The following is a 12,930-nucleotide window of genomic DNA, read 5'->3' on the forward strand; positions in this document are numbered from 1 at the left end:
TTCGGCCAACAGTATAACCGAATCATTCTTCGATAACAGGCCTTGACAAAGGTTTTTACGCAAACGATTACCTGTGCGTCAGATAAGGGTTTCCTGAACGAGAGCCTGACGAATTTCAACGGATTTCTTTTCAGCTTTGTGATGCAGATTTTTCACGTTGTTACCTCCATAACGTAAAGCAGAGAAGATCCATTTACAATGCAAGGGTATTTTTATAAGATGCATTTGATATACATCATTAGATTTTCACATAAAGGAAGCACGTATGCTTGACGCACAAACCATCGCTACAGTAAAGGCCACCATTCCCTTGCTGGTTGAAACAGGACCGAAACTGACCGCCCACTTCTACGACCGTATGTTTACGCATAATCCGGAGCTCAAAGAAATCTTCAATATGAGCAACCAGCGTAACGGCGATCAGCGCGAAGCCCTGTTTAATGCTATCGCGGCCTACGCCAGCAATATCGAAAATTTACCGGCGTTGCTGCCGGCGGTAGAAAAAATCGCGCAGAAGCACACCAGCTTCCAGATTAAGCCGGAGCAGTACAACATCGTCGGGACGCATCTGCTGGCGACGCTGGACGAAATGTTCAACCCGGGCCAGGAAGTGCTGGACGCGTGGGGCAAAGCCTATGGCGTACTGGCTAACGTCTTTATTCATCGGGAAGCCGAGATTTATCACGAGAACGCCAGCAAAGACGGCGGCTGGGAAGGCACGCGCCCCTTCCGCATCGTTGCAAAAACCCCGCGTAGCGCACTGATCACCAGCTTTGAGTTTGAACCAGTCGACGGCGGTACGGTGGCGGAATACCGTCCCGGGCAGTATCTAGGGGTCTGGCTGAAGCCGGAAGGTTTTGCGCATCAGGAGATCCGCCAATATTCACTGACCCGTAAACCCGATGGCAAAGGGTACCGTATTGCCGTGAAGCGTGAAGACGGCGGCCAGGTATCAAGCTGGTTACACAATCACGCCAGCGTAGGCGATGTGGTGCATCTGGCTGCGCCGGCAGGTGACTTCTTTATGAATGTCGCCGCTGATACCCCCGTTTCGCTGATTTCCGCTGGCGTCGGCCAGACGCCGATGTTGGCGATGCTCGATACGCTGGCGAAAGGACAGCATACCGCGCAGGTGAACTGGTTCCACGCGGCGGAGAACGGCGACGTTCATGCGTTTGCCGACGAAGTGAGCGAGCTGGGCCGTACACTGCCGCGTTTCACTGCCCATACCTGGTACCGCGAGCCAACCGAGGCCGATCGCGCCCAACGCGTCTTTGACAGCGAAGGGCTGATGGATTTAAGCAAACTGGAAGCCGCGATCAGCGATCCGGCAATGCAGTTCTATCTTTGCGGCCCGGTAGGCTTTATGCAGTTTGCCGCAAAACAACTGGTTTCACTTGGCGTGAATAACGAAAACATTCATTACGAATGCTTCGGCCCGCATAAGGTGCTGTAATTGCAAGAAATCCTCTGAAAAAACGGGCGTTATCGTTAAGGCGAACGCCCGTTTTCCTCCCCGTTCCCCTGCTTATTGCGCTGCTTTTTATGCCTTTCTTTTACAAAAAAGGGGAATAAAAAAAGTCTGTGCAAATCGTGTTATTATTAACGTTTGACTTAGCTCGTTAGGGCATCTTTTTATGCAGCAACCTGTTGTACGCATTGGAGAGTGGCTGGTTACACCTTCTGTTAATCAGATCAGTCGTCAGGGACGCCAGATTACTCTTGAACCACGGCTGATCGATCTTCTGATGTATTTTGCGCATCATCCGGATGAAGTGTTAAGCCGGGATAACATTATTGATCATGTCTGGATGCGCACCATCGTGACCAACCATGTTGTCACCCAAAGCATTTCTGAACTACGCAAATCATTAAGAGATGGCGGAGACAGCAATGCTGAATACATCGTTACCGTACCTAAACGCGGCTATAAGCTGACGGCGCCGGTTATCTGGTGCGAAGAAAATAGCGATGAGATCGATAATTCATCAACGTCGCCGCCGCCGCCGATCGCAGCAATGAATGCAGAACCGACAGAGGGGGCTACTGCCGCTACGCCTGTGCCGCCCGCCTCTTTGCAAACGCCGACTAAAAAGGCGAAAAAGCCGCGTATCGCCGCTTTCTGGACGTGGGTAATGTTCCTACTCTCGCTGGCGACGCTGGTGGTGTTTATCGTGATGTCGGTGGTAGATCATAATGCCGCGGTAACAAAAACGCGGTTATTACTTAACCCACGAGATATAGATGTTCGTTTTGAAGGCGGCAATTCCTGTAATAACTGGGTCTCGCAGGAGTCCTACGCCATCGGTCTGGGCGGCTTAATCACCGACCTGCTGAACACCTACTCGACCTTTATGGTGCACGATAAAACTAATTACCGGGTCAATGAGCCAAGCAGCTCCGGTAAGACGTTAACCATTCAGTTTGTCAATCAGCGCCACTATCGGGCGCAGCAGTGCTTTATGTCTGTGGTGCTCATTGATAACGCCGATGGTTCAACCATGCTGGATAAGCGTTATTTCGTCACCAATACTAACCAGTTGTCCATCCAGGATGATCTGTTTAATAGCCTGTCTTTCGTTTTAACACAGCCCTGGCCTAATCGTATGCGAGAACAACTGGCCCTGTTCAGAACGCCGCAAAATACCGCGCTGATGCGTTTTTATGAGGCGCGCCAGCTTATTCTGAGCGGCGATGCGCAGGCGCTAAGTAAAGCCAGCGATATTCTGAATGGCATTATTAAGGAAACGCCTGATTTCAACTATGCCTATGAATATAAAGTGCTGGTAGATGTATTACGGCAATCACAACAGCCGTTTGATAAAGAACAAGTGGCTGCGCTGAACGAAGAGTTTAAAAAAATAGATCAAATTCCGGGCGTTGAGAAAACGTCTGTTTATTATAAAATCAAGACCGTTGATCTTTTGGGCAAAGGTGATATCGATGCAGCGTATGAGGAAATCAATAAAAGCATCGAGCTTGAAATGTCGTGGTTTAACTATGTCCTGTTGGGGAAAGTTTACGAAATGAAAGGTGAGAATCGTCTGGCCGCTGATGCCTATCTGACCGCCTTTAATTTACGTCCAGGTGAAAACACGCTGTACTGGATCGAGAACGGCGTATTTCAGACATCCGTTCAGAAAATTGTCCCTTATCTGAATAGTTTTCTGGCAGAAGATTAAATTTAACGCTGAACCATGACAAATAAAAGCGAAAAGATATTAAATTTTTCGCTTTTATTTTGTGAAGAACATGTTGCCAAAAATAGCTTATGTTAATTTTGGCAACATGTTCATCGCAAAGAAATGTAAATATAACTCTTTGTAATTAAACGATGTTTATCCTTTCATGATATTTTCCATGATAATTATATGTTAATTCAAAAAAATCAATCTATCAGTTTTTTCATGTTTGTGTTTATTTCACTTTTTCTTTAGGACTTATCTCAACCCATTCGTTAATCTTGTCGACAGTTGAACGGGCACGCAGCATATATGAAGCATAAGCCCGGTTCTTAAAAATACAGCTCAGGAGAAATGAACATGAGTTCTGTCAAAAAGATCGGGCTATTTGCCTGTACTGGCGTCGTTGCCGGTAATATGATGGGGAGCGGGATTGCATTATTACCCGCCAACCTTGCCAGTATTGGTGGCATTGCCATCTGGGGCTGGGTAATTTCTATTATTGGGGCAATGTCGCTGGCTTATGTTTATGCGAGGCTGGCAACCAAAAACCCTCAACAGGGTGGCCCTATCGCTTATGCTGGGGAAATATCTCCGGCGTTTGGTTTCCAGACCGGCGTTCTTTATTATCACGCAAACTGGATTGGTAACTTAGCCATCGGTATTACCGCTGTTTCTTATCTTTCTACGTTCTTCCCGGCATTAAATAATCCAATACCGGCAGGTATTGCCTGTATTGCTATCGTCTGGCTGTTCACTTTTATTAATATGCTGGGCGGGGCCTGGGTCAGCCGCTTGACAACGATTGGCCTATTCCTGGTGCTGATCCCGGTAGTCTTGACCGCAGTCGCCGGCTGGCATTGGTTCGATATCGCGACCTATCACGCGAACTGGAACACGTCTACGACGACCGACTCTCACGCCATTGTTAAAAGTATTCTGCTCTGCCTGTGGGCGTTCGTTGGCGTTGAGTCTGCCGCCGTCAGCACCGGCATGGTGAAAAACCCGAAACGCACCGTACCGCTGGCAACCATGCTGGGTACCGCGCTGGCAGGCATCATCTATATCGCCGCGACTCAGGTTATCGCCGGGATGTTCCCAGCTTCCGTTATGGCCTCTTCCGGCGCGCCGTTCGCTATCAGTACCTCCACGATTCTGGGTGGCTGGGCTGCGCCGCTGGTTTCCGCCTTTACCGCTTTCGCCTGCCTGACGTCTCTGGGCTCCTGGATGATGCTGGTCGGCCAGGCTGGGGTTCGCGCCGCCAACGACGGCAACTTCCCGAAAATTTACGGTGAAATGGATAAAAACGGTATTCCGAAAAAAGGTCTGCTGTTGGCTGCGGTGAAAATGACGGCGCTGATGATTCTGATCACCATCATGAACTCCAGCGGCGGTAAAGCGTCCGACCTGTTCGGCGAACTGACCGGGATTGCCGTACTGCTTACCATGCTGCCGTACTTCTACTCCTGTGTTGACCTGATTCGCTTCGAAGGGTTCAACATCCGTAACTCGGTAAGCCTGATTTGTTCTGTACTGGGCTGCGCATTTTGCTTCATCGCACTGATGGGCGCCAGCTCGTTCGAACTCTCCGGCACCTTTATCGTCAGTCTGATCATCCTGATGTTCTACGGTCGCAAAATGCACCAGCGCCAGAACAACGACAGCGACAACAATACGGCTGAAGCGCTTTAACCGCTAACTCCTTTTTCTCAAAGCCCCTTTCGTCACCTGCTATAGCGTAGCGGGAGGGGCCCACTTTACCAGGAACAAGACTATGAACGTTATTGCTATCATGAACCACATGGGCGTCTACTTTAAAGAAGAGCCTATTCGTGAACTGCATCGTGCACTGGAAGGTTTAAATTTCCGTATCGTCTATCCAAACGACCGAGAAGACCTGCTGAAGCTGATTGAAAATAACTCCCGCCTTTGCGGCGTCATTTTCGACTGGGATAAATATAACCTTGAGCTTTGCGAAGAGATTAGCAAGCTGAACGAGTATATGCCGCTGTACGCCTTCGCCAACAGCTACTCTACGCTGGACGTCAGCCTCAACGATCTGAGAATGCAGGTTCGCTTCTTTGAATATGCTTTAGGCGCCGCAGCCGATATCGCGGCGAAAATTCGCCAGAATACCGATGAATACATCGACAATATTCTGCCGCCGTTGACAAAAGCGCTGTTCAAATATGTGCGCGAAGGGAAATACACTTTCTGTACGCCAGGCCACATGGGCGGGACCGCTTTCCAGAAAAGCCCCGTCGGCAGCATCTTTTATGATTTCTTCGGCCCGAACACGATGAAATCCGATATTTCGATTTCCGTTTCCGAACTGGGTTCGCTGCTGGACCACTCCGGCCCGCATAAAGAAGCAGAAGAGTATATCGCCCGCGTCTTTAACGCCGAACGTAGCTACATGGTGACGAACGGCACCTCTACGGCGAACAAAATCGTCGGTATGTACTCCGCGCCGGCAGGCAGCACGGTACTGATTGACCGTAACTGCCATAAATCGCTGACCCATCTGATGATGATGAGCGACATTACGCCGATTTATTTCCGCCCAACCCGTAACGCCTACGGTATTCTTGGCGGTATCCCGCAAAGCGAGTTCCAGCACGCCACTATCGCTAAACGGGTAAAAGAGACGCCTAACGCAACCTGGCCGGTCCATGCTGTTATTACTAACTCAACCTATGACGGTCTGTTGTATAACACTGACTACATCAAGAAAACTCTGGATGTGAAGTCCATTCATTTTGACTCCGCCTGGGTGCCTTACACCAATTTCTCCCCTATTTATCAGGGTAAATGCGGTATGAGCGGCGACCGTGTAGAAGGCAAAATCATTTATGAAACCCAGTCCACGCATAAACTGCTGGCGGCGTTTTCACAGGCATCCATGATTCATGTTAAAGGCGACATTAACGAAGAAACCTTTAACGAAGCCTACATGATGCATACCACCACTTCTCCGCACTACGGTATCGTAGCGTCTACTGAAACCGCAGCGGCGATGATGAAAGGTAATGCGGGTAAACGCCTGATTAACGGCTCTATTGAACGTGCGATTAAATTCCGTAAAGAAATTAAACGCCTGAAAAGCGAATCCGACGGCTGGTTCTTTGACGTATGGCAGCCGGAACATATCGATGGGGCTGAGTGCTGGCCGCTGCGTTCAGATAGCGCATGGCATGGCTTCAAAAATATCGATAACGAACACATGTACCTCGACCCGATCAAAGTCACTATCCTGACGCCGGGGATGAAGAAAGACGGTACGATGGATGAGTTCGGTATTCCGGCAAGTCTGGTCGCCAAATATCTCGATGAACGCGGCATCATCGTAGAAAAAACCGGTCCATACAACCTGCTGTTCCTGTTCAGCATTGGTATCGACAAAACCAAAGCTCTGAGCCTGCTGCGCGCGCTCACTGAATTTAAACGCGCCTTTGACCTGAACCTGCGCGTCAAAAACATTCTGCCGGCACTGTACCGCGAAGCGCCTGAGTTTTATGAAAATATGCGCATCCAGGAACTGGCGCAGAATATTCATAAACTGGTCGAACATCATAATCTGCCGGACTTAATGTACCGTGCGTTTGAAGTGCTGCCGAAAATGGTGATGACGCCGTATACTGCGTTCCAGAAAGAGCTGCATGGCGAAACGGAAGAGGTGTATCTTGAAGAGATGGTTGGTCGCGTCAACGCCAACATGATCCTTCCTTACCCTCCGGGAGTGCCGCTGGTGATGCCTGGTGAAATGATCACCGAGGAAAGCCGTCCGGTACTGGAATTCCTGCAAATGCTGTGCGAAATCGGCGCTCACTATCCGGGCTTCGAAACCGATATCCACGGCGCCTATCGTCAGGCAGACGGACGTTACACCGTTAAGGTGCTGAAAGAAAATACGAAATAAGTACCAAAGGGAAGTGGCTTGCCACTTCCCTTTTTTCACGCAGCAAGGAGACTTTATGAAAACACCCTCACAACCGCGCGCGATTTTTTACATCGTGGCGATTCAAATTTGGGAATACTTCAGCTTTTACGGCATGCGTGCCTTACTCATCCTTTATCTTACCCACCAGCTTGGTTTTAATGACAGCCACGCGATCAACCTCTTCAGCGCCTACGCCTCTTTAGTTTACGTTACCCCTATTCTTGGCGGCTGGCTTGCCGACCGCCTGCTTGGCAACCGCGTGGCGGTTATCACCGGCGCCTTATTGATGACGCTGGGTCATGTGGTATTGGGCTTAGAATCTGATTCAACGCTGAGTTTATATGCGGCGCTGGCCATTATTATCTGCGGCTACGGCTTGTTTAAATCCAATATTAGCTGTCTGCTGGGCGAACTTTACGCCCCTGATGACAACCGCCGCGACGGGGGATTCTCGCTGCTCTACGCCGCCGGGAATATTGGATCGATAGCCGCGCCGATCGCCTGTGGTCTGGCGGCGCAGTGGTATGGCTGGCATGTCGGCTTTGCGCTGGCGGGCGTGGGAATGTTCATCGGCCTGCTCATCTTTTTAAGCGGTCATCGTCACTTTCAGCAGACGCGCGGTGTTAATCGCCCCGCGCTGCGGGCGGTTAAATTCGCCCTTCCAACCTGGGGTTGGCTGGTATTAATGCTGTGTATCGCGCCGGTATTCTTCACCCTCCTGCTGGAAAATAACTGGTCTGGCTATGTGCTGGCCATTGTCTGCGTCTTCGCGGCGCAACTCATCGCCCGTATTATGGTTAAATTTCCCGAACACCGTCGCGCCTTGTGGCAAATCGTTCTGTTAATGATCACCGGCACTCTCTTCTGGGTTCTGGCGCAGCAGGGCGGAAGTTCGATCAGTTTATTCATCGATCGTTTTGTCAACCGCCACTGGCTGAATATGACCGTCCCCACCGCATTGTTCCAGTCGGTCAATGCGATTGCGGTGATGGCGGCGGGCGTGGTGCTGGCGTGGCTGAGCAGCCCGAAAGAGAGCGCCCGCTCGGTGCTGCGCGTCTGGCTTAAATTTGCCGTGGGGCTGGTATTGATGGGCGGCGGTTTTATGCTGCTGGCGCTAAACGCGCATCAGGCCCGGTTAGACGGGCAGGCATCAATGGGAATGATGATCGCAGGTCTGGCGTTGATGGGCTTTGCAGAGCTGTTTATTGATCCGGTCGCGATGGCGCAAATTACCCGCCTCAACCTGCCTGGCGTCACGGGCGTACTGACCGGTATTTATATGCTGGCGACCGGCGCGGTCGCTAACTGGCTGGCTGGCGTCGTCGCGCAACAAACCACGGAATCGCAAATTAGTGATACGGCGGTAGCCGCCTACGGACACTTTTTCTCGCAAATGGGCGAGTGGACGCTAAGTTGCGTGGCGCTGATCGTCGCCATTGTCGGCCTGAGATGGGTTTGCACCCGGACTACATCGGCGCTACCGCAGGGCGATTAAACGGTGGTTCGCTGCCCACAAGGAGGAGACGGGCAGCGAATCGGCACATCAGATAGCCGCGTCGTCTTCTTCGCCAGTACGGATACGAATAACGCGGGCGACATCAAAGACAAAGATCTTACCGTCGCCGATTTTCCCCGTCTGCGCGGTACGAATGATGGTGTCAACACAGGTATCCACGATGTCGTCAGGCACAACGATTTCAATTTTTACCTTCGGCAGAAAATCCACCATATATTCCGCGCCGCGATACAGCTCGGTGTGGCCTTTTTGACGGCCAAAGCCTTTGACTTCGGTGACCGTCATGCCGGTAATACCTACCTCGGCCAGCGCTTCACGGACATCGTCCAGCTTGAAGGGTTTAATAATCGCATCAATCTTTTTCATGCTATTCCTTGAAAAGGTCGCCTGTGTTTTGATCGGTTAAACGTAACATATTTCGCACTACTTTACGGCATGAAAACTACTCTTTGAAATCATTCGCATCCAGTTCGTGACGGGAGAGTAGCTTATAGAATTCCGTGCGGTTGCGCCCCGCCATCCTTGCCGCGTGCGTCACGTTACCTTTGGTAATTTGCAGTAACTTGCGCAGATAGTTCAGTTCAAATTGGTTTCGCGCTTCGGCAAAAGTTGGCAGCGCGGTGTTTTCGCCTTCCAGCGCCTGCTCGACCAACGCATCGCTGATCACCGGCGAAGAGGTTAACGCCACGCATTGTTCAATGACGTTGACCAGTTGGCGCACGTTGCCCGGCCAGCTTGCCGTCATCAGCCGTTTCATTGCATCAGTAGAAAAGGCGCGAACAAACGGTTTATGCCGCTGTGCCGACTGTCTGAGCAGATGATTAGCCAGCAGCGGAATATCCTCGGTACGCTCCGCCAGCGCCGGAATTTTCAGGCTCACGACATTCAGCCGGTAGTACAAATCTTCACGAAATTCGCCCCGCGCCATCGCCTTCGGCAGATCGCGGTGCGTCGCGGAAATAATTCGCACATCGATATCAATATCGCGATTGCTGCCCAGCGGCCTGACTTTGCGCTCCTGTAACACCCGCAGCAGCTTCACCTGTAACGGCGCGGGCATATCGCCAATTTCATCCAGAAACAGCGTGCCGCCTTCCGCCGCCTGGAACAACCCTTCACGATTGCTCACTGCGCCGGTAAAGGCGCCGCGCGCATGGCCGAATAATTCGGACTCCAGCAACTGTTCCGGTAACGCGCCGCAGTTGATGGCGACAAACGGCTTGTTACTGCGCGGGCTGGCATTATGAATCGCCTGTGCGAAAATCTCTTTCCCGGTGCCGCTTTGTCCGTTAATCAATACGCTGACATCCGACTGCGCGACCATGCGCGCCTGTTCAAGCAGTCGCAGCATCAGCGGGCTACGGGTAACGATAGCGTTGCGCCAGCTATCGTCCGTCGCGGGAGCGGACTGTTCCAGCGCTTCATCTATCGCTTTATATAACGCGTCTCTGTCGATCGGCTTCGTCAAAAAGCTGAATACGCCTTTCTGGGTAGCGGCCACCGCATCCGGAATAGAACCATGCGCCGTCAGAATGATAACCGGCATTCCCGGCTGTACTTTCTGAATTTCTGTGAACAGTTGCATACCATCCATTTCATCCATGCGCAGGTCGCTTATTACCAGATCCACTTTTTCCCGATGCAGTACCCGCAGTCCTTCCTGGCCGCTCTCTGCGGTCACGACGCTGTATCCTTCACTGGTCAGGCGCATACCGAGCAATTTCAGTAATCCGGGATCGTCATCGACCAGCAGCAGGTGCGCCGGTTTACGGCTTATCATGGCGTTACCTCATCTTGTGACGGCGCCGCGCCATCTTCAGACGTCGCGGGTTTGTCATTCGTATGCGGCGTATCGGCGTTGTAATTCCCTGCCGGTTTTCGTGTCGAAAGCTGGCGCTCAATATCGGTTAAACTCTCCAGCTTACGGGTGGTAAGATCGAGCTGCGTTTGCAAGGCCTGTTGCTGCTGGCGCAGCGCATCCAGCTCACTATCTGACGTTTGCTGGAGTTTGCTATAACGCTGACGTTCGGCAGAAAGTGCTAATTGCAGCGCCTGACCGTCATGCCAGATTTGGTAGACGGGCCGTACCTGAGCCGGTATTTGCGCGCTTAACGCCTCCAGACGGGTCACTATGGCGCGCCGCTCCGGCGGCGTAATTTTTGCATCCGCCAGTAAGATCCCGCGCCTGAAGGCATTTTGCCAGTTATCATCCGTCAACGCGCGCGCCTCTGCGCGCGACTGAACCGGCATCAGACGATCGGCGCAGTCAATCGTGCGTAGCCAGTACAGCGGATTCGTCTCTACCGCCTGCCCGCGTAGCGACCAGATATCCGCGCACGCCGTCGGGAGATAATCCGCCAGTTGATAATGGGGGAGCGTGTCCTGCGCTGCGCTACCGGGCAGTTGCTGTGAAGCATGGGGAACACATGCGGTCAGCGCCAGACACGATATGCCCACCGGTATTCCCCACCGCAAAAGGCATCGTTTAATAGTTTGGACGAAAACGTGTGACATACGCACCAGGCTTAAATTCATATTAGTGTTTGTCAGATGCAGGCAATGGCAGCGAGATGCGAAAACAGACTTCCTGCGCGTTGTCATCCACCAGTTGGATCTCTCCCTGCATTCGACGAATACAATCTCTGGCGATACTCAGCCCTAACCCACTGCCTTTTACCGCCCCTTTTCGCTGGTGGCTTCCCTGGAAAAAAGGCTCAAAAATCATTTCTCTTTCGGTTTGCGGAATCGGTTCGCCGCTATTAACCACATCGATATAAACCGTGGAGCCCTGAGAGCGACTACGGATACAAATGTTACCGGATTCAGCGCCATAGTGCACCGCGTTGGAATAGAGATTATCCAGCACGCTCATCAGCAACATGGGCTCTGCTATGCAGCGTTCGGCCTCCAGGTCGACATCGGTATGCATCATTTTAGCGCGGGCAGGCAAACTGTGGGCGGAAACCACCATATCCACAAGCGGCGCGATATCGACCGCTTCCAGCTCTGTGGCACTGTCTACCAGTTTCCGGTTGTAATCAAGCAATTGCTCAATCAATTTTTGTAAATTACGACTGCTGTCATCCAGAATATCGACCACCTCTTTTTGCTCCGGCGTCAGCGGCCCAACCACCTGATCGGCCAGCAGCTCTGTCCCCTCGCGCATACTGGCCAGCGGAGTTTTCAGCTCATGGGACAGGTGACGTAGAAACTGATGGCGCTGGGATTCCAGCCACGCCAGACGCTCACTCAGCCAAATAATGCGCTGCCCCACCGATCGTAATTCACGCGGACCGGTAAAGGTGACGGTATTCCCCAAAGAACGGCCTTCGCCCAGGCGATTAATCATCCGTTCAATTCCTTTCACCGGCCCGATAATCATGCGGGTAAAAAGTAGCACCATCGCCAGGCTCACCAGAAATAGCACCAGCGCCTGCCAGCCGAAAAATTGTCCGCGCTCGGCGATTTCTTGTTGTAACTGCTGCCCGCGCGAGTAAACCACAGTACGCGTCGCCTGCACCATTTCCGTATTCGCGTTGGCAAAGGCCTCCAGACGCGCGGCCGCTGCCGCTTCCGGGCCGCTATCTTTACACTGCAATTGCGCCAGCGCGTTTAAATCCTGGCGTAACGCCTGATACAACTTATCATCCGGCAAGACGCCGGCATGGGCGTCCAGCATATCGCTATAGCGCTTACGCTGGCTTTGATACACTTTTGCCAGCGTCGGATCGTCAAGCACGCAATACTGTCGGTAGCTTCGCTCCATCTCCAGCGCGACGTTGGTCATCGCCTCGCTGCGCCGGGCGTCAATAAGCGTGCTGCGGTTAGTCACCGCAGCCTGATCGCTTAACGCGTTAAGGCTTTGCCACGCCTGCCAGGCCAGAACCAGCAACGGCAGCAGGATCAGCAAAAAGGCCAGCATGACCAATTGTCGTAAAGAACGGGGGAAAACAGACCAGCGCTTCAACGTGTCGCTCACATAAAAGAAGAATAAAAAAGATGCTAACCGAGGGAAGCGCCAGATACAACAAAGCCGGGCTAAACCCGGCTTTGTTATGGAATAAGGCGGTGCCTAACTCGACGTTTCGCCCGGAGGTTGATAAAGCTACGCTATTATCAGAAGTTGGACGGCAGGCACCTTGTTGTGCGTCATTCGAAGTTTATGTAGCGCGTCCCTAAGGGGCTGACATAAGAAGGTGAATGAGCCACTGGTTACCATTATGCAGTAATTGTGCCAACATTCAAAAGACTTTGCTAACATAATGATAGATATGAAAAATATCGTTATTCAT

Annotated in this window: 9 protein-coding genes; 5 read left to right on the forward strand and 4 right to left on the reverse strand. The window is 51.8% G+C overall.

Annotated features, from left to right (window positions below; translation table 11 throughout):
• The first annotated feature begins 265 nt into the window (after positions 1-265).
• From hmpA to dtpD, 5 genes are all read left to right on the forward strand, one after another.
• Positions 266-1,456, forward strand: a complete 1,191-nt coding sequence (hmpA, locus tag ACLD4F_RS08065) for an NO-inducible flavohemoprotein (protein ID WP_411010780.1) — start codon at positions 266-268, stop codon at positions 1,454-1,456.
• Between the two features lie 181 nt (positions 1,457-1,637).
• Positions 1,638-3,182 carry a lysine decarboxylation/transport transcriptional activator CadC gene (gene cadC / locus ACLD4F_RS08070; RefSeq protein ID WP_061424907.1) on the forward strand — a complete coding sequence of 515 codons (1,545 nt, stop codon included), beginning with the start codon at positions 1,638-1,640 and terminating at the stop codon, positions 3,180-3,182.
• 360 nt (positions 3,183-3,542) lie between these two features.
• Positions 3,543-4,874, forward strand: a complete 1,332-nt coding sequence (cadB, locus tag ACLD4F_RS08075; RefSeq protein WP_000100008.1) for a cadaverine/lysine antiporter — start codon at positions 3,543-3,545, stop codon at positions 4,872-4,874.
• Positions 4,875-4,956: 82 nt separating this feature from the next.
• Positions 4,957-7,101, forward strand: coding sequence for a lysine decarboxylase CadA (cadA, locus tag ACLD4F_RS08080; RefSeq protein ID WP_001100652.1), 2,145 nt, complete (start codon positions 4,957-4,959; stop codon positions 7,099-7,101).
• Between the two features lie 55 nt (positions 7,102-7,156).
• On the forward strand, positions 7,157-8,617 hold the full coding sequence (gene dtpD / locus ACLD4F_RS08085; RefSeq protein ID WP_000856793.1) for a dipeptide permease DtpD: 1,461 nt from the start codon (positions 7,157-7,159) through the stop codon (positions 8,615-8,617).
• Between the two features lie 48 nt (positions 8,618-8,665).
• Here the strand turns inward: dtpD and glnB are convergent, their stop codons facing one another.
• From glnB to qseE, 4 genes are all read right to left on the reverse strand, one after another.
• Complete coding sequence (gene glnB, locus ACLD4F_RS08090; protein WP_000717694.1) at positions 8,666-9,004, reverse strand: nitrogen regulatory protein P-II; 339 nt, start codon at positions 9,002-9,004, stop codon at positions 8,666-8,668.
• A gap of 76 nt (positions 9,005-9,080) precedes the next feature.
• A complete protein-coding gene (gene glrR / locus ACLD4F_RS08095; RefSeq protein ID WP_024131115.1) occupies positions 9,081-10,415 on the reverse strand; it encodes a two-component system response regulator GlrR in 1,335 nt (444 codons plus the stop codon).
• Positions 10,415-11,173 carry a two-component system QseEF-associated lipoprotein QseG gene (gene qseG / locus ACLD4F_RS08100; RefSeq protein WP_331823884.1) on the reverse strand — a complete coding sequence of 253 codons (759 nt, stop codon included), beginning with the start codon at positions 11,171-11,173 and terminating at the stop codon, positions 10,415-10,417. Before qseG ends, glrR begins: the two co-directional genes overlap by 1 nt.
• A 1-nt stretch (position 11,174) precedes the next feature.
• Positions 11,175-12,605 carry a two component system sensor histidine kinase QseE/GlrK gene (gene qseE / locus ACLD4F_RS08105; protein ID WP_001670672.1) on the reverse strand — a complete coding sequence of 477 codons (1,431 nt, stop codon included), beginning with the start codon at positions 12,603-12,605 and terminating at the stop codon, positions 11,175-11,177.
• Positions 12,606-12,930: the final 325 nt, after the last annotated feature.

This window comes from Salmonella sp. 741265050_HSA (assembly GCF_046569445.1).
Classification (GTDB): domain Bacteria; phylum Pseudomonadota; class Gammaproteobacteria; order Enterobacterales; family Enterobacteriaceae; genus Salmonella; species Salmonella enterica.

Excerpts from the sequence above, each read along its gene's own strand:
- hmpA (WP_411010780.1), top strand. The coding sequence starts at position 266 with ATGCTTGACGCACAAACCATCGCTACAGTAAAGGCCACCATTCCCTTG.
- dtpD (WP_000856793.1), top strand. The coding sequence starts at position 7,157 with ATGAAAACACCCTCACAACCGCGCGCGATTTTTTACATCGTGGCGATT.
- glnB (WP_000717694.1), bottom strand. The coding sequence starts at position 9,004 with ATGAAAAAGATTGATGCGATTATTAAACCCTTCAAGCTGGACGATGTC.
- cadC (WP_061424907.1), top strand. The coding sequence starts at position 1,638 with ATGCAGCAACCTGTTGTACGCATTGGAGAGTGGCTGGTTACACCTTCT.
- cadA (WP_001100652.1), top strand. The coding sequence starts at position 4,957 with ATGAACGTTATTGCTATCATGAACCACATGGGCGTCTACTTTAAAGAA.
- qseG (WP_331823884.1), bottom strand. The coding sequence starts at position 11,173 with ATGAATTTAAGCCTGGTGCGTATGTCACACGTTTTCGTCCAAACTATT.
- cadB (WP_000100008.1), top strand. The coding sequence starts at position 3,543 with ATGAGTTCTGTCAAAAAGATCGGGCTATTTGCCTGTACTGGCGTCGTT.